Below are 17,152 nucleotides of genomic sequence, written 5' to 3' on the forward strand. Positions count from 1 at the left end.
GCCAATCGACCTTCGCCGGCACGAAAACCCTTTGGCCCGGTGCCAGCCGGCCAAAGGCCTCCTCACGCCGATTGAAATCGGCCTTGTGGGGTGCTGCGCACCGGGCGCCGGCCTTCGCTGACGCGAGGATGCTTTCTAGCCAGCGCAGGCCGGCCATCGGCCGAAGGCCAGTGAGGTCAAATGCATTCGACTCAAGAACGAGCCATCCGCCATACGGTGCCCTCTGGACGGTCTTCCAGGATGATCCCCAGGGCCCGAAGGCGGTCACGGATCTGATCGGCGCGGGCGAAGTCGCGCTGGCGGCGGGCTTCCGCCCGGATCTCGACGAGCAGTTGCACCAGCCCAGCCACCAGATCCGAGGGGATGTCCGGCCGGATGACATCGGGGATCACCCCCAGGACCTGGCCCCCGAACTCTCGATAGACGGCGTCGATGGCCTCCAGGATGGGACGCCCCACCGGGGCCCCGCCGAAGAGCAGGCTGTTGACCGTTTTGGAGAACTCGAAGAGCACCGAGAGGGCCTCTGGTGTGCCAAAGTCATCGTCCATCGCCTCAAGGAGCGCGCGTCGTGCCCGCTGGATCTCCTCCACGAACGTCTCCGGCTCAGCGGTTTCGAGGACATCACCCCGGGCGAGCCGCTCCCGAACCTCGATCACCGTGTTCCAGAGGCGGTCCAGGCCCTTCTCGGCCGCCTCCATAGCCTCTTCGCTGTAGTCGACAGGGGAGCGGTAATGGCTGGAGAGAATGAACAGGCGGATCGCCTGAGGTCGGTATTGCTGGAGGGCATCCTTGATTCGCACCACGTTCCCCAGGCTTTTGCTCATCTTCACGCCGTTGACGGTGAGGGATCCTGTGAGCAGCCAGTAGCGGGCGAAGGGCACTCCGTTGGCGGCCTCCGCTTGGGCGATCTCGCTCTCATTGTGAGGGAAGAGGTTATCGATGCCTCCGCCGTGGATATCGAACGGCTGCCCCAGGTATTTGGTGGCCATCACCGAGCATTCGATATGCCAGCCCGGGTAGCCCCAGCCCCACGGGCTGGGCCAGCGTAGGATGTGCTCCGGCTCTGCCCGCTTCCACAGGGCGAAATCGGCAGGGTGCCGTTTCTCCTCCCGCACCGGGACGCGGACGCCCTCCTCCTGCTCCTCCAGACGGCGACCGGAGAGCTTCCCGTATTCCGGCCAGGATTCCACCGAGAAATAAACCGAGCCGTTCACCTCATAGGCGTGGCCCTTTTCGATCAGGATCTTGATCATCTCGATCATCTCGGGGATATGGCAGGAGGCCCGGGGAGAGATATCCGGACGCACCACTCCCAGCGCGTCCATGTCTTCGAAATAACTGCGCATGTATTTCTCCACCAGCTCCATCGGCTCCAGGCGTTCCCGGGCAGCTCCCTTGAGGATGCGGTCTTCCCCGGTATCCAGCAGATGCCCCACGTCCGTGATGTTCTGGACGTAGCGGACCTTATAGCCGCGATACCGGAGGTAACGAACGATCACATCCATGGAGACATAAAGCTTGGCGTGACCAAGGTGGGCGTGATCGTAGACGGTCGGTCCACAGACATACATATGAACTCGTCCCTCGCGCAGGGGAACGAAGGGCTCCTTCTGGCGCGTCAGAAAGTTATAGACCATCAGGCTCATCGATTTCGCACCTCCTGAAGATGGGGCATGCGACCGCTGTAGCCTCCCGAACCGGTTCTCTAAGCCGACGGAGAGGCACTCGCCCCTCCAATGCGCCCGGCAAGAACCTTCGGAGTCCAGCTGTATGGTTGTAAGTAAAAGGTGAAGAGCGAAGCGGATCGCCGGGGATCCGTGGCGAAGGCCCTAAGAGGAGCCCCCGCGGCTCGGTTCCTCGGGCCGGGCGAAGATCATCCGACCGGCCGCCGTCTGGAGCACCTTGGTCACCACCACTGGGATCTCCCGGCCGATATAGCGGCGCCCCTCTTCCACCACTACCATCGTCCCATCCTCCAGGTAACCCACACCCTGTCCGGGTTCCTTCCCCTCCTGGATAATGGCAAGCGTGAACGTTTCCCCAGGTAGCAGAACCGTCCGCACGGCATTGGCCAGTTCGTTGATGTTGAGGACACGGATGTTCTGCAATTCGGCCACCCGATTCAGGTTGTAGTCGTTGGTCATGATCGGACAGCGCAAGCGGCGGGCCAGGGCGATCAGCTTCTCATCCACCTCCCGACCTTCCACATCTATATCCACGATGCGGACCGGGACGTGGCTTTCTTTCTGTATCCGGCTCAGGATCTCCAGGCCCCGGCGGCCCCGGTTGCGCCGCAGGGGGTCCTGAGAGTCGGCGATGTGCTGGAGCTCGTTCAGGACGAAACGGGGCACCAGGAGCGTGGCCTGAAGGAACCCGGTGCGCGCGACATCGGCGATCCGACCATCGATGATCACGCTGGTATCCAGCAGGATCGCGTGCTCACCATCCCGTCCATCACGCAGGTGACGAGGGAATATGGCTAGCAGGTCCTTGTAGCGGGTACTGGCGACCGTGAGGCCCAGGTAGCCGAAGAACACGGCCCCCAAGGAGGGCATCACCCGGCCCAGGGGGTCCGGAAGAAGGGAAAGTGGATAGGAAACCAGCCCGGCCATGATCAACCCGAGGATCAATCCCATCGTGCCGGCGATCAGCTGCTGTAAGGGGATCGGCCGGATGATCTGGCGGATCATGGCGGCCGGGCGGATGGTGAGCCAGGGCGTGAGGATAAGGCCGAGGATGGCGCCGATCAGGCTGAAGGCCAGGGCGAACTGCCAGGCCGGGCGCGAATCTAACCCCAGCCGGGCCGCGTCCATCCCCAGCCGCCATCCGGCAACTCCCAGCACCAACATGCCGATCAAACGAAGGAAGCGTTCAAAATCCATCAATCCTCCAGATAAGAATAAAGTGCAACGTTCATCTTACACCGGGGGCCATGAGGAGGGCAAGGAATGGGGCCCATCCTTCTTCCTTGCTCAGGCTACTCCACGGCCGGAGGTCCCCACCAGGGCTCTGGGGGTCAGGTAATTGCCTGCCCTTCCACGGTCAGTGGGCCCATCTGCCCCGTTCTCCCGTGCCTGCGCAGAAGAGGGATTCAGGGATGACCGAGGCTCATGGTGCTGACCCGAAGGCGGGCACTCTTCATACGTCACCGGTTGCAGGCTCAGCCGGGGCGCCCAGAGCCAGAACCAGACGTCCGTGCGCTGGCACAGGCGGCCTTCCGGGTTCCGGTAGGCCGTCGTTTGGGAGAGGGCCAGACCCGAGCCCTCTCGTTCGCGGATTAACCACAGGCGATACTGGGCGCCCCCTATGCTCCAGGAGAGATCCCCGCGGATGGCCAGGGTCCCCAGCCCACAGATCCCACATCCGACTCCAGCAACTGTCAGCGCGAGGAAGAGGGAGATCGCGGTTTCTAGGCGATGGCGCATCGCCGGGCGATTCCTTCCCAATTGGGATGGGTGCGGTTCCACTCCTCCTATCATAGCCCGATCGTGTCGGTCTCACGAGGAGGTCGAAAGGCCTTTTGATCCTTCCGGCTCATCGCTTTGCAGGTGGATCAGAACGAGTTCCGGCGGGCACATCAGGCGCATCCGGGGCATCCCGAGTCCTTCCATTCCCAATCCCCGGCTCACATACATCGTGGTCGGGCCCCGTCGATACAGGCCCATCTCGTATCGCTTTCCATAAATAGAAGCGGTGATCAGCGCGCCGATGAGGGGCAGGCGGATCTGTCCGCCGTGGGTGTGCCCGCATAAATAGAGATCGATCCCCAGCGCGCTGGCTTCGGGGAAGAGATCCGGTGAGTGGTAGAGCAGGACGGTGAGGGCGTGAGCCGGGATCTGGTGCATGAGCTCCCGCAGCCGCTCGCCATCCCGCTCTGGATCGTGCGTGCATGTCAGGCCGATCAGGCAAACCTGAGGCCCCCGATGGCCCAGCTGCCCGAAGCGGGCCACCTGGTTGTTCAGCCAGGTGATGTGGGTGAAGCCGAAGAGGATCCGCCGCACTACCTCCGGCGGATCCACTAAGGGCGTCCCGGTGACCAGGTAAACCCCCAGGGGGGCGCGCAGCGCCTCCAGGAACCGACTGCATTGGGCCTGGGCTTGGGGATCGTGCACATAGCTCAGGTTGAGGAGATCTCCCGTGAAGACGATCAGGTCGGGATCCAGCTCCTCGACCCACCGCAGGACCTGCTGTTCCCGCCGGGTCAGGCGCTCCAGATGGAGATCGGTGAGGTGCAGAACCCGGAGGGGAGGCATTCCCCGCAACTTGGGGGAGGCCACCACGAGCTCCGTCAAGGTCAGCCGGAAGGGTTCTCGGTAAAGCGCGTTGAGGAGGTTTCCGGTGAAGGCGAGGTGTCCGATCAGTGCCAGCTCGATCGCCCAGGAGAACGGCTGAAGGGGAAGGGTGCCCAGGCTCAAGAACAAGCGGAAGAGGGTGAAGATGACAAATGGGGGCCGGGATGGGCCGAAGGAATACCCGAGGCGAGGCAGCAGAACCAGCATCAGGGCATCGCCCCCGGCGAAGGCGAGGAAGGTCCCTGCGGCGCCTATACCGACCTCCAGGGATCCCGATGCTTCCCCCCAGGCCAGTCCGATGATTGCCCCCAGAGCCAGTGCCCACAGGCCCAGGAAGGCCCACGGAAGGCATTCCAGGCGGTTCAGGGCCACCATGAACTGATGGAAGGGGCTGGCCTCAGTTCCCGGCCGGAACCGTCGGTGTCGCGGCATGGCGGCACGCTCACCCGCCGGGGCTGGCGGGGAAATCCCCTCACGGATTTCGGATCCAGGCCCCAAAGCGTCCGGTCCTTCCATGCTCCGCCCGGTGGGAATACCAGTCCTCGAGATGGCAGGCGGTGCAAACCCCGGCGGCGACCACGGAGGTCACTCCCAGATCGCGCAGGTGCTGGCGCACAGCCTCTGGCAGATCGAGATGCCAGGCGCCGTTGCGCCGGTGCAGGGGGAGGGCTTTCCGGATGCGGGGCTCCAGGGCCTCGATGACCTCTGGGCCCACCGCGTAGCAGCACCCTCCGATCCCGGGGCCGAGGGCCGCATGGAGGGCGGATGGGCAGCGTCCCAGGCGACGCTGGAAGAGCTCCAGAGTGGCTTCCAGAACCCCCGCTGCCAGCCCTCGCCAGCCGACATGCACGATGCCGACGGCCGGGAGCGTCGGATCCGTGAGCAGAACCGGGATGCAATCAGCGAATCGCATGAAGAGGGCCAGTCCCGGCTCCACGGTGACCAACCCATCCACGCCTTGCAAGATCATGCCGCGGTGGTGTGCGTCAACCAGAGCCACCCGGTTCCCATGGATCAACCAGGCGGTGACGACCTCCTCTTCCCGCAGCCCGATGGCGGCGAAGGCCCGGCGCAGGTTCTCAGCCACCGCTGCCGGGTCATCGCCAACGGAGTGGCTCAGGTTCAGGGAGGCGAAAGGAGGGGCGCTCACCCCTCCCTTCCGGGTGAGGAAGCCATGGGGAATGTCGCTCCACGGAGAGCCCCGGAAGCGGTAAAAGACAATCGCCTCTCTCTGCACAGCTTCCCAGCGTATAAACGCCGTCATGGGGAAACATCCAGCAGGACCTTCAACACGCCCTTGCGGGCGGCGTGTTCAAAGGCCTGGGCAGCCTCGCGCAACGGATAGCGAGCGTGGATCAGCGGCAACACATCGACGAGCCCCTGCTGGAGGAGCCGGAGGGCCGGTGGAAATGGTCCGCAACGGGAGCCGATCACCGCCACCTCGTCCACGGCGATCATAGTCAGGTTGGCTTCCACCGTGCCGTGATAGGTGCTCTTCAGGACCAGCGTTCCCCGCGGGCGCACCCATCGGCGGGCGAGATGGAAGCCTTCCGGAGAACCGGTGCATTCCACCACCACATCGGCGGATAGCGCGTTCACCTCCTCCACTCGCGCGGTGGAGATCCCCCGCCGGGCCAGGAGATCCAGCTTGTTCTGGTTCCGTCCGATTACCAGGAGATCGCACCCGGTGAGTTGCAGCACCTGCGCGACCAGCTGGCCGAGCTTGCCATCGCCCAGCACCACCACGCGGTCGGTCGGATGGATGTGGATCTGTTCGGAGATCTCCAGGGCCGCCGCCAACGGCTCCACGAACACCGCCGCTTCATCGGGGATCTCCGGGGGGACCTCGTGAAGGTTCACCACGGGCAGGAGAAGATATTCCGCGAACGCGCCATCGCGGCCGGAGATCCCCAGGGTGGTCCGATGCGGGCAATGGGTGGGCCGTCCGGCCCGACATGTGGGGCAGATCCCGCATGCGGCATTAATCTCACCGACCACCCGTTTGCCGATCCATTCGGGGTGACCCGGGGCCTCTTCCACCACGCCCACGAACTCATGGCCGGGGATGCCCTGGAAATCGAGGTAGCCGCGCATCAGCTCCAGATCTGTTTTGCAAATCCCAGCGATCTTCACTCGAACGCGGGCCTCCCCCGGTGGCGGCGAAGGCACGGGATAGTCGTGTCGGATCTCCAGCCCCCGGTTCAGGTAAACGGCCAGCATGGAGGGCTCCTCGTTAGGGATAGAATCGCGATGAATCCCATCGGCAACGTTTTTATTATAGCGTAACCCCCGTCCTTCCGCTGCCGGGAGCGGCCAACCGGGCACCTTTCAGATCGGAACCGCGCGATCCCCCCCAACAAAGCGCCAGCCTCCAGCCGCTCTCGGAGCGGAATGCCAGGCTTCGGGCGTGAACGGCGTTATCCCAAGATAACCCAATCCTCGCGTTAAGGTTTCCCAAATCTCTTGTGCAGGTGGAGGGAATTCATATAATGGAGGCGTAGGGTGGTGGAAAGTGGAGGGATGTGGTGATGAGGGGACGAGGGAAAAACGCGTTGGAGCAGCCGATACTCCCCCCGGGGGATCCTCCCATGTTCCTGGGAGAGTATCGGCATGGGATTGATGCCAAGGGGCGGATGTTTCTCCCGGCGCGTTATCGGCCGTTTTTTGCGGGGGGAGCGGTGCTGACCAGAGGCCTGGAGCCCTGTCTGTATTTGTTCACGCTTCCCGAATGGCGGCGGGTGGCGGAGCGGATCAGCCAGTTGCCGCTCACGGCCCCGGAGGCCCGTGAATGGCGTCGGTTCTTCTTCGGCGGGGCCTTTGATGTGATCCCCGATGAACAGGGTCGGATCCTCATTCCCGCTTCTCTCCGGGCGTATGCGGGCCTGGAGGGTCAAGCCGTGATTGTGGGCGTTCACACGTATCTGGAGATCTGGTCTCCTCCTGCCTGGCAGGAGATCCTGGGGCGATTTCAAAACGGCCGGATTCCACCCGAGCACTGGATGAAGCTCGGGATTTAGCGCTCGGCCCGGTCGCAACGGCGATTTCACGATGCACATCCCGGTTCTGCTTCGCGAGGTGCTGGAGGGCCTGAAGGTTCGACCCGGCGGCGTGTATATCGATGCCACGGTCGGTGGGGGAGGGCATGCGGCGGCGATCCTGGAGCGCTCTGCGCCGGACGGCCGTCTGCTGGGGATCGATCGAGATCCGGAGGTGCTGGAGCGGGCGCGAGAGCGCCTGCGTCCGTTCGGAGAGCGAGCTGTCCTGGTCCACGGTTCCTATGCGGAGTTGCGGCGGATCGCTGTGCGGTATGACTTCCTGGCGGTCGATGGGATCCTGTTTGATCTGGGACTCTCCTCGTGGCAGCTGGCGGATCCCCATCGGGGGTTCAGTTTCCAGATCGAGGGCCCGCTGGATATGCGGTATGATCCCGGCCGTGGAGTCCCGGCGGCGGAGATCGTGAACCGCTGGCCGGAGAAGCAGTTGGCGGAGATCATCCGTCGATACGGGGAGGAACGATTCGCCCGGCGGATCGCGCGGGCGATCGTGCGGAACCGACCCATCCGAACCACAACGGAGCTGGCTGACTTAATCGCCCGGGTGGTGGGCCGGGGGCGGGAGGATCAGCATCCGGCCACGCGGACGTTTCTGGCGTTGCGCATTGCGGTGAACGAGGAGCTTCAGGCGTTGGAACAAGCCCTCCCCCAAGCGGTCTCGTTGTTGAGGCCGGGCGGCCGGCTGGCCGTGATCGCCTTCCATTCTCTGGAAGATCGAATTGTGAAGACGTTCTTTCAGCGGGAATCGCGGGATTGCCTCTGCCCGCCAGAGGCGCCGGTTTGCATGTGCGGGCATCGGGCAAGCCTGCGTCTGGTCACGCGCAAACCGATCCGGCCTTCGGAAGAGGAGGTTCGGATCAACCCGCGGGCCCGCAGCGCTCGATTGCGCATTGTGGAGCGACTGGGATGAGCGGGCGGCAGCGACTTCTTCTGGCGGTAGCAGGAGCCTTGCTGTTCCTGGCCTCCTTCTCTATGCTGTTTACGTTTCTCTCCACCACGGCGGTGGAGCAGGGACAGATCGTTCAACATCTGAGCGAGACCCGTGCCGCGCTGGAGCGAGGGAATGCCGCGATGGAAGAGGCCATCGCCCGGGAAAGCGCGATCCCGCGCCTACGAGAGCGGGCCCGGTCGATGGGGTTCGTTCCCGGCGGGGAACTGTCAGGCTTGCCGCTCTCATTGCCGGTGACGCTTCCGCTGGAGAGCGCGGGGCCATGAAGGAAACGGGATCGACACTGCGGTTGCATCCGGTGGCGTTCCCGCCTGCCCTGTTCCTCGGGCTGGTGGTGATCCGCCTGATCTATCTGACTTTCTACGCGCCGGGGGAGCCGCTGGGCGTTCAGTCCTTGGAATTGCGGCTCGAGGCACAACGAGGCCGGATCCTGGATCGCCACGGGGCCGTGCTGGCCATAGATGCGCCACGATATCAGGTGGTTCTGGAATACCCCCCTATCGCCTACGGAGGAGATCCGATCCGTCGGGCGAAGTGGTTGCAACAGGTGGATGAGGTCCTGAGCCCCCTGCTGGGTTTCCCGGTCCAGGAGGCCGCGCGGGGCTGGCCGGATACCGGGTGGCAATTTCCGGTAGCCAGAGGGATCCCGGAGGATCTGGCCCGGGTGGTCAGCCGGCGGGTTAAGGAGACCGGCCTCCGGGGGGTTCGGGTGATGCCCTACTGGAAGCGGGTGTATCCAGAGGGCTCGTTGCTGGGGCCGGTGGTGGGCTTTGTGTTCTTCGGGCCAGGGGATGCAGGCATGGAAGAACGGCAGGGCGCTGCCGGGGTGGAAAAAGCCTATGATGAATTCCTGCGCGGCAAGCCGGTGACCCTGCGCGTCCCAGTGGATGCGGAAGGACGTCCGTTGCCGGTGAGGGAAGAGGCGCTGACCCAGCCCGAGCCGGGGGGAGAGGTGGTGCTGACCATCGATCGGACGATCCAGGCGATTGTGGCGGAGGAGCTGGCGCGGGGCTTGCAGGAGAGCGGGGCGCAGCGGGGGGATGCCGTGGTGCTCCGCCCTCGCACCGGTGAGATCCTGGCGATGGTGAGCCTGCCGTCCTTCGATCCCAACGCCCTGGAGACCCTGGATCGAGACGCCCGCAACCCAGTAGTCCAGGATCTCTACGAGCCGGGGTCGGTGTTTAAGATCCTCACCATGGCGGCGGCCCTGGAGAGCGGGGTGATCCGGCCGGAGGATCGTTATCTCGACCAGGGATGCGTGGAATTTGGAGGAGCGCCGATCTGCAACTGGGATCGGGATCGTTATCCGGGCGGGCGGGGCTGGCTGGATATGACAGAGCTTTTGATCTACTCCCGGAACGTGGGCGCGGCCCACTTGGCCCGCCTCCTGGGCCCAGAGCGGTTCTACGCAGCCCTTCACGCTTTCGGGATCGGGGAGTCCACCGATGTGGATCTCCCCTACGAGGCGGTGATGCGGGTGCGAGCGTATGGGGATCCGGACTGGCGGGAGGCCGATTGGGGGCGGCAATCCTTTGGGCAGGCGGTCTCCGTGACGCCTCTGCAAATGGCCGTGGCGGTCTCGGCAGTGGCCAACGATGGCCTGATGATGCGGCCCTTCGTGGTGCAGGAGATCCACACCCCGGAAGGGGTGAAGCGGACGGAGCCCCGGATCCGCCGTCGGGCGATCTCCGCCCAGACGGCGCGGACGCTCCGGGAGATGCTGGCGGCGGTGATTGAGCGGGAGGCGGTGAAGGCGCGGGTGCCGGGTTATCGGATGGCCGGCAAAACCGGGACAGCCCAGATCCCCACGCCGCTGGGCTACGATCCCCGGGATACCATCGCCTCCTTTGTCGGATTCGGCCCGGTGGAGGATCCGCAAGTGCTGATCCTGGTGAAGCTGGATCGCCCCCGGCGCTCGCCGTGGGGCTCCGAGGAGGCCGCCCCGGTGTTCGCCCGGATCGCCGCGCGGATCCTGCCGCTGTTGGGGGTCCCACCATCGTCGTCAGGGCCGTAGCGAGCTGCCCTTGAAGAAGGGATACACGGCTGGCAGCTGGGCGGAGCGATCCTGTGGATGGAGTGAAGGCGAGATGTCGGGGGAGATGGGGACGCGCGTTGCCGTGGAGGGGATGACGCTGGCGGATCTGGCAGAGGCGTTGAGCGGACGCCGTCCGCCATGGGAGATGCCGATCCGGCATGTGGCCATCGATTCGCGGACATGCGAGGCGGGGGATCTCTTTGTGGCATTGCCCGGGGAGCGGACCGATGGACATCAATATGTGGGCGATGCGTTCCATCGTGGGGCGATCGCCGCCCTGGTTCATCAGGACGTTCCAGCGGGCGCGATGGTGGTGGATCTCGAGCGAGGGCCATGGCCGGAATCCCTGACCTTCCCGGTTTGCTTTCGGGTTGCCCGAACCCTGGATGCGCTCCACCGCTGGGCCGGATGGTGGCGCGCTCGCTTTCCGGTGCGGGTGATCGGCATCACTGGGAGTGTAGGGAAGACCAGCACCAAGGAGCTGACCTGGGCGATCCTCTCCCGTCGGTATGAGACGCTCAAGACCGAGGGGAATCTGAACAGCGAGATCGGGCTGCCGCTGATGCTGCTCCGGCTCACGGCACGCCACCAGTGGGCGGTATTGGAGATGGGGATGTATGCGCGGGGGGAGATTGCCGCCCTCTGCGCCATCGCTCGCCCGGTGATCGGCGTGGTCACGATGGTCGGCCCGGTTCATCTGGAGCGTCTGGGGAGTATGGAGGCCATCGCGGCGGCGAAGGCGGAGTTGGTGGAGGCCCTGCCCGAAGATGGCGTGGCGGTGCTGAACCGGGATGATCCGTATGTTCGAGGGATGGCGGAACGGACCCGAGCCCGGGTCTTCTTCTATGGTCTGGATCCGGAGGCGGATCTGTGGGCGGATGAGATCGTGAGCGAGGGGTTGGAGGGGGTGCGGTTCGATCTGCACTATCGGGGCGAGACCTTCCGGCGGGTTCGGGTCTCGTTGCTGGGGCGTCACAGTGTCCACACCGCCCTACGGGCCATCGCGGTGGGCCTTCTGGAGGGATTGACCTGGGAGGAGATCTTCGCGGGCCTGCGGGATCGGCGGGCCCAGCTGCGCCTGGTGGCGGTGCCGGGCCTTCGGGGCTCGACGATCCTCGATGATACCTATAATGCCAGCCCGCCCTCGATGCTGGCTGCCCTGAACCTGCTGGCAGAGCTGGATGGCCGGAAGATCGCGGTGCTGGGGGATATGCTGGAGCTGGGCGCTTATGAGATCGAGGGACACCGGCTGGTGGGGGGACGGGCCGGAGCGGTGGCGGATCTCCTGATCACGGTGGGGCCGCGGGCCCGCATCATCGCCCAGGAGGCGATGGCCGTGGGCCTGCCGCCCCATCGGGTGTGGATCTGTGATTCCAACCAAGAGGCCATTGAGGTCCTCCGGCAGATCCTGGAGCCCGGAGATGTGGTGCTGGTGAAGGGCTCCCGGGGTCTGCATATGGAGGAAATCGTCAGCACCCTGTGCGAGGGGTAATGGGATCCGGACTTGCGCCTCCCTTCCTCAAGGCCCAAAGGTTCCGAGGGGAAGGGAGAAACCATATCTCATACTTTAACCGATGAGGTGCCTCTGTGGCGCAGGCGTTGTTCATGGGAGGCCTTTCCTTTCTGCTGGCCGTCGTCTGGGGTCCACCCCTGATCCACTGGCTGCGGGCGAACGGGATCGGGAAGAAGATCCGGATCGAGGGACCACGAACCCACCTGGTGAAGATGGGGACGCCCACGATGGGCGGCCTGATGATCGTGGTGCCGGTCGTGGTCCTGACGATAATCCTGAACATCGGTAACCTGATCGCCAACACCGAGGCAGGACGGGTGTTCCTGAGGCGGATGGGATGGCCGGGGGATCAGCTGATCGGGCGTTCGATCCTGGTGCCGGTGGCGGCGATGCTGGCCTTCGGGGCGCTGGGAGCGGTGGATGACTGGATGGGCGTGCGGGGGAACGGTGGGCTTCTGGCCCGTCATAAATTCCCGATCCAGATCGCCCTCGGCACCGCCCTGGCGCTGGTATTGCATTTTGGGATGGGCTTGCGCAGCGTGGCCATCCCCACCGTGCCACAGAAGATCGACATCGGGCTCTTCTACCTTCCGATCGCGGTGTTCATCATCGTGGGCTCGGCGAACGCCGTGAACCTCACCGATGGCCTGGATGGTCTGGCCGGGATCATCATCGCGACGAGTTTCATCGCCTACGGTGTGATCGCCTATCTCCAGGGGCAGATCTATCTGGCGACATTCGCCTTCATCGTGGTGGGGTCGTGTCTGGCGTTCCTGTGGTTCAACGCCCATCCGGCGCAGCTGATCATGGGCGATATCGGCTCCCAGGCCCTGGGGGCGACCCTGGGGGTGGTGGCGCTGATGACCGGCCAGTGGCTCCTGTTGCCCATCGTGGCGCTGATCCCGGTGGTGGAAACGCTCTCTGTGATCCTGCAGGTGGCCTATTTCAAATGGACCCGGGGGAAGCGGCTGTTTCGGATGAGCCCGATCCATCATCACTTCGAGCTGCTCGGATGGTCTGAAACCCAGGTGGTGCAGCGGTTCTGGTTGATCGCCATCTGGTCGGCCATGATCGGCGTGGCGCTGGCGCTGTTGTAAGGATCAAGATACCGGTATGCGAGATCTCGCCGGTGCTCGTGTGGTGATTCTGGGGCTGGGCCGGCAGGGATCGGCACTGGCCCGCTGGCTGGTCCGGCAGGGCGCGGAGGTCACCGTCAGCGATCGCCAGCCGGCCGAGCGCCTTCAGGGCTTCCTGCAAACTCTGGAAGGCCTGCCGATCCGTTATGTGCTCGGGGATCATCCGCTCTCGCTGCTGGAGCATTGCGATCTCCTCTGTCTAAGCGGGGGTGTTCCCCTGGACATCCCGATCGTTCAGGAGGCGATCCGGCGGGGGATCCCTCTGGCCAACGATGCGCAGCTGTTCCTGGAGCGCTGCCGGGGATGGACAGCGGGGATCACGGGCTCCTCCGGGAAGACGACCACGACGGCCCTCGTGGGGGCGATGTGCCGGGCGGCGGGCTTTCGAACGTGGGTGGGCGGGAACATCGGCAACCCGTTGATCGAATCCGTTGAGGAGATCGGCCCGGAGGATCGGGTGGTGCTGGAGCTTTCCAGCTTCCAGTTGGAGATCATGACGGTCAGCCCGCGGGTAGCCGCCGTGCTGAACATCACCCCGAATCATCTCGATCGTCACAAGACCATGGAAGCCTATATCGCCGCCAAGCAGCGGATCCTGGATTTCCAGGATGTCGAGGACATTGCGGTGCTGGGCTACGATGATCCCAACGCCCGATCTCTGGCGGCGGCGGTGCGGGGGCGGGTGCGGTTTTTCAGCCGGGAGCGGGAGGTCGCTCGGGGGGCCTTCATTCGAGGGGAGACTCTCTTCCTGCGCCTGGGAGCGGATGCCTGGCCGATTTGTCGGGTGGAAGAGGTGCGCCTGCGGGGCCGGCATAATTGGTGGAACCTCCTGGCAGCGGCCGTGATCGCCGGCAGCCTGGGGGTGGACATCGATTCCATTCGGGAGGTGGCGATCACCTTCTCCGGCGTGCCCCACCGCCTGGAGCTGGTGCGGGAGGTGCGCGGGGTGCGCTATGTGAACGATTCCATCGCCACGACCCCGGAGCGCGTGCGGGTGGCGCTGGAGGCCTTTGACGAGCCCTTGATTCTGCTGGCGGGCGGGCGGGATAAACAGCTTCCCTGGGACGAGGCCGCCCGGGATATCGTCCGACGGGTACGGATCCTGATCGGTTTCGGGGAGATGGGGGATCGGGTTGTGGAGGCCGTGCAGGCGGCTCGCGCTCGCCTGGGGGAGGCAGTTCTGGAGCGGGTGGAGCGAGTGGGCACGCTGGAGGAGGCAGTGATGCTGGCTGCCCGGCTGGCCCGCCCTGGGGAGGTGGTGTTGCTGTCGCCGGGCGGGACCAGCTACGATGCCTATCGAGATTTCGAAGAGCGCGGCGCCCATTTCCGTCAGCTGGTGGAGACGTTGGAATGACCACGGCGCGAAGAAGGTGGTATGAGCAGTCGGTTCCCCAAAGCGGGACCCTGACGCTGTTGCCCGGGATCACCTCTCTGGAGCTGGGGTTGCTGATCCTGCTGGCCGTTCTGGTGTTATTGGGTCTGCTGCTCATTTACAGCGCCACCTACTATCTGGCGCGCCAGGTCTTCAATGACCCGTTTTATTTCGTCCGGCGTCAGGCTGGGGCCGCGCTGGTGGGAGCTCTCGCTCTTCTGGGGCTGTGGCGGGTGGATTATCATCGCCTCCAGCGGCTCTCCATTCCCCTGATGCTGTTGGGGGTGGCCTCTCTGGTCGCTGTGCTGGTTGTGGGAGAGGAACGCCTGGGGGCCCGACGGGCCTTCTCGGGCGGCTCCTTCCAGCCCTCCGAGTTCGTCAAGCCGATTATCATCCTGTATCTGGCCACCTGGTTGCCCACCAAGGGCGAGCGTCTACGGAAGCTCAGCCGAGGGTTTATCCCCTTCCTGATGGTGCTCAGCACGGTGGTCATCCCCATTTTCCTGCAGCCGGATCTGGGGACGGGGCTGTTAATCGGAATAGTCGCCGCCTGGATGTTCGTGGCCTCGGGCGCCACCTGGGTTCAGGTACTGCTGGGGCTGGCGCTGGGGGCTGGGGTGTTCGGGGCGCTGCTCCAGATCCATCCCCACGCGATGGTGCGGTTGCTGGATTACCTGGGAGCCCTGAGCGCCCCGGAGGGCGCTTCAGGGCATGTGGGTATGGTCCAGGAGGCGATCCGTTCCGGGGGTCTCTTCGGGAAGGGGCCGGGGGCGAGCCTCTATGTCCTCAGCGGCCAAGTTCCCCTTCCCCATTCGGACAGCGCTTTTGCGGTGATTGGGGAGGCTTTCGGATTTGCAGGGGTGATCGGAGTGATCGGCCTGCTGAGCGTCTGGGTGTTCCTGGGGTTCCGCACGGCTCGACATGCCCGTGATGCCTTTGGGGGTCTGCTGGCGCTGGGGGTGACGCTGTGGATCGCATGGCAGGGGTTGATCCATCTGGGCGGGGTGACGAGTGTGATTCCCTTCTCCGGGATCCCGTTTCCATTTATCAGCTACGGCGGCTCCGCGCTGCTCAGCGAGCTGATGGGGGCAGGGATGTTGCTCAGCGTCGCCAGGAGGCGAGGGGATGAGGATCTGGATCGCCGCGGGCGGGACCGGCGGGCACATCTACCCGGCGTTAGCCGTCGCGGAGGCGCTTCAGGCCGCTGATCCGGATCTGGAGCTGACATGGGTGGGCGCGCGGGATGGAATGGAAGCCCGCCTGATTCCATCCCGCGGTTATGCCTTCCTTCCCGTGGAAGCGGGCGGGGTGTATGGAATGGGCTGGCGTCGGGGGTTGAAGGGGCTCTGGCGGACGCTTCGGGGGGCGGTTCAGGCCTGGGGGCAGATGCGCCGGCGACGCCCCCAGGCGGTGTTCACCACGGGAGGTTTCGTATCGATCCCGGCCGCCCTCGCTGCGGCATGGTCGGGGGTTCCGATTTTGGTTTACCTGCCGGACATCGAGCCTGGTTTGGCCGTCCGCATTTTGGCCCGTCGGGCGGCCTGGGTGGCAGTGACCGCGCCGGAAGCGGGGGAGGCCTTTCCGCGGCGATCGGTGGTGGTCACGGGATATCCGGTGCGCCGGGCGCTGGTGGAGGCGGCCCGGGTCCGAGAGGAAGCCCGACAGCGGGGACTCACCCGCTGGGGGTTTGCCCCGGAGGTTCCAGTGGTGCTGGTGTTTGGGGGAAGCCGGGGCGCCCGCCGGTTGAATCAGGCGGTCGCCCGTCATCTGGAGGCGCTGACGGCGGAGGCCCAGGTCCTCCATCTCACCGGGCCTGCCGATCTGGAAGGGATGCAACAATGGCGAGCGACGTTGCCTCCTGAACGCCGGGCTCGTTACCAGCCAGTAGCGTATCTGGATGAAGAGATGGGGGAGGCGCTGGCCATGGCGGATCTGGCGGTGTGCCGAGCAGGAGCCTCCGCGCTGGGAGAGCTCCCCCTATTCGGATTGCCGGCGGTGCTGGTGCCCTATCCTTACGTGCGACGCCACCAGGAACGCAATGCGGCCTACCTGGTCCGACATGGGGGCGCCGTCATGGTCCCGGATGAAGAGATCGAGGAACGGCTGGGCGATGTGGTGCGGGGTCTTCTCCGCAGTCCGGATCGCTTGAGCGAGATGCGCCATCGGATGGCGGCGCTGGCCCGGCCGGAGGCGGCGGAACGCCTGGCGGCCCTGGTGATGCAGTGGATGAAAGCTCACGGTTCCATTCCGGCAGGACTCGGGGTCGGGAGGGGGGGATGATCGCGTTGCACGCGGTCTTCTGGGCCTCTGTGGCCCTATTCGCCCTGATCGGAGCCTTGCGGGGGGTGGCCAAGGAGATCCTGGTCAGCGCTTCGATCGTGGGGATCATGTTTTTCTTCAGCCTGCTGCAGCAATTCGCGCCGGCGATATGGGAATCGTTTACCCGGGATCCGGCCACTAGTTTTTTCGTTGAGACCACTGCGGTCGCCATCGCCGCGATTTTGGGATATGCTGGCCCGGCGCTCTCCATTCAGCTGGCTGGCCGGGCGAAACGGGAGAAAGGCACCGAGATCATCGCCGGCTTCGCCGCGGGGGCGATCAACGGATGGCTGATCGTCGGCTCGATCCTGTTCTTTCTACACCAGACCGGCTATCCCTTTCCCGAGATCCTTCAGCCCCCGGGCCCGAATAGCCCGATGATGGATCTGCTGCCCTGGATGCCCCCTGCGGTGATGAAGCCGCCGCTGCTTTACTTTATGGTGTTGATTGCGCTGTTCGCATTGTTGGTCTTTTATCTCTAAT

16 protein-coding genes are annotated in these 17,152 nt (G+C 64.8%); 10 read left to right on the plus strand and 6 right to left on the minus strand.

Features of this window, described 5'->3' with window-relative positions:
* Positions 1–191 precede the first annotated feature (191 nt).
* The 6 genes from cysS to ACFMO3_RS02490 all read right to left on the minus strand — a co-directional run bounded on the left by cysS (position 192) and on the right by ACFMO3_RS02490 (position 6,512).
* Positions 192–1,646 (minus strand): cysteine--tRNA ligase, encoded by a 1,455-nt coding sequence (gene cysS / locus ACFMO3_RS02465; protein WP_376788851.1) that lies wholly within the window; start codon positions 1,644–1,646, stop codon positions 192–194.
* Positions 1,647–1,829: 183 nt separating this feature from the next.
* Positions 1,830–2,882, minus strand: a complete 1,053-nt coding sequence (locus ACFMO3_RS02470; protein WP_376788852.1) for a PIN/TRAM domain-containing protein — start codon at positions 2,880–2,882, stop codon at positions 1,830–1,832.
* Between the two features lie 90 nt (positions 2,883–2,972).
* Complete coding sequence (locus tag ACFMO3_RS02475; RefSeq protein WP_376788853.1) at positions 2,973–3,425, minus strand: hypothetical protein; 453 nt, start codon at positions 3,423–3,425, stop codon at positions 2,973–2,975.
* A gap of 72 nt (positions 3,426–3,497) precedes the next feature.
* Positions 3,498–4,724 (minus strand): metallophosphoesterase, encoded by a 1,227-nt coding sequence (locus ACFMO3_RS02480; RefSeq protein ID WP_376788854.1) that lies wholly within the window; start codon positions 4,722–4,724, stop codon positions 3,498–3,500.
* A gap of 40 nt (positions 4,725–4,764) precedes the next feature.
* Positions 4,765–5,556: a peptidoglycan editing factor PgeF gene (gene pgeF, locus ACFMO3_RS02485; protein ID WP_376788855.1), complete on the minus strand. Its 792-nt coding sequence runs from the start codon at positions 5,554–5,556 to the stop codon at positions 4,765–4,767.
* Positions 5,553–6,512 (minus strand): alcohol dehydrogenase catalytic domain-containing protein, encoded by a 960-nt coding sequence (locus tag ACFMO3_RS02490; RefSeq protein ID WP_376788856.1) that lies wholly within the window; start codon positions 6,510–6,512, stop codon positions 5,553–5,555. The genes pgeF and ACFMO3_RS02490 overlap by 4 nt, the downstream gene beginning before the upstream one ends.
* A 308-nt stretch (positions 6,513–6,820) precedes the next feature.
* On the opposite strand from ACFMO3_RS02490, the gene mraZ reads away from it, so the two are divergent.
* The 10 genes from mraZ (at position 6,821) to ACFMO3_RS02540 (ending at position 17,151) form a co-directional block, all read left to right on the plus strand.
* Positions 6,821–7,309 carry a division/cell wall cluster transcriptional repressor MraZ gene (gene mraZ / locus ACFMO3_RS02495; RefSeq protein WP_376788857.1) on the plus strand — a complete coding sequence of 163 codons (489 nt, stop codon included), beginning with the start codon at positions 6,821–6,823 and terminating at the stop codon, positions 7,307–7,309.
* A gap of 31 nt (positions 7,310–7,340) precedes the next feature.
* Positions 7,341–8,255, plus strand: coding sequence for a 16S rRNA (cytosine(1402)-N(4))-methyltransferase RsmH (rsmH, locus tag ACFMO3_RS02500; RefSeq protein WP_376788858.1), 915 nt, complete (start codon positions 7,341–7,343; stop codon positions 8,253–8,255).
* A complete protein-coding gene (locus ACFMO3_RS02505) occupies positions 8,252–8,560 on the plus strand; it encodes a hypothetical protein (RefSeq protein ID WP_376788859.1) in 309 nt (102 codons plus the stop codon). Before rsmH ends, ACFMO3_RS02505 begins: the two co-directional genes overlap by 4 nt.
* Positions 8,557–10,308, plus strand: a complete 1,752-nt coding sequence (locus ACFMO3_RS02510; RefSeq protein WP_376788860.1) for a peptidoglycan D,D-transpeptidase FtsI family protein — start codon at positions 8,557–8,559, stop codon at positions 10,306–10,308. The genes ACFMO3_RS02505 and ACFMO3_RS02510 overlap by 4 nt, the downstream gene beginning before the upstream one ends.
* A gap of 85 nt (positions 10,309–10,393) precedes the next feature.
* Entirely contained in the window at positions 10,394–11,821 is a 1,428-nt protein-coding gene (gene murF, locus ACFMO3_RS02515; protein WP_376788861.1) for a UDP-N-acetylmuramoyl-tripeptide--D-alanyl-D-alanine ligase, read from the plus strand.
* Positions 11,822–11,916: 95 nt separating this feature from the next.
* Positions 11,917–12,939: a phospho-N-acetylmuramoyl-pentapeptide-transferase gene (gene mraY / locus ACFMO3_RS02520; protein WP_376788862.1), complete on the plus strand. Its 1,023-nt coding sequence runs from the start codon at positions 11,917–11,919 to the stop codon at positions 12,937–12,939.
* A 16-nt stretch (positions 12,940–12,955) separates the two neighbouring features.
* A complete protein-coding gene (gene murD, locus ACFMO3_RS02525; protein WP_376788863.1) occupies positions 12,956–14,332 on the plus strand; it encodes a UDP-N-acetylmuramoyl-L-alanine--D-glutamate ligase in 1,377 nt (458 codons plus the stop codon).
* Positions 14,329–15,558, plus strand: coding sequence for an FtsW/RodA/SpoVE family cell cycle protein (locus ACFMO3_RS02530; protein ID WP_376788864.1), 1,230 nt, complete (start codon positions 14,329–14,331; stop codon positions 15,556–15,558). Before murD ends, ACFMO3_RS02530 begins: the two co-directional genes overlap by 4 nt.
* Entirely contained in the window at positions 15,476–16,630 is a 1,155-nt protein-coding gene (gene murG / locus ACFMO3_RS02535; protein WP_376788865.1) for an undecaprenyldiphospho-muramoylpentapeptide beta-N-acetylglucosaminyltransferase, read from the plus strand. The genes ACFMO3_RS02530 and murG overlap by 83 nt, the downstream gene beginning before the upstream one ends.
* Positions 16,627–17,151, plus strand: a complete 525-nt coding sequence (locus ACFMO3_RS02540; RefSeq protein ID WP_376788866.1) for a CvpA family protein — start codon at positions 16,627–16,629, stop codon at positions 17,149–17,151. Before murG ends, ACFMO3_RS02540 begins: the two co-directional genes overlap by 4 nt.
* The last annotated feature ends 1 nt before the right edge of the window (position 17,152 follow it).

The organism is Thermoflexus sp. (assembly GCF_042408815.1).
Lineage (GTDB): Bacteria > Chloroflexota > Anaerolineae > Thermoflexales > Thermoflexaceae > Thermoflexus.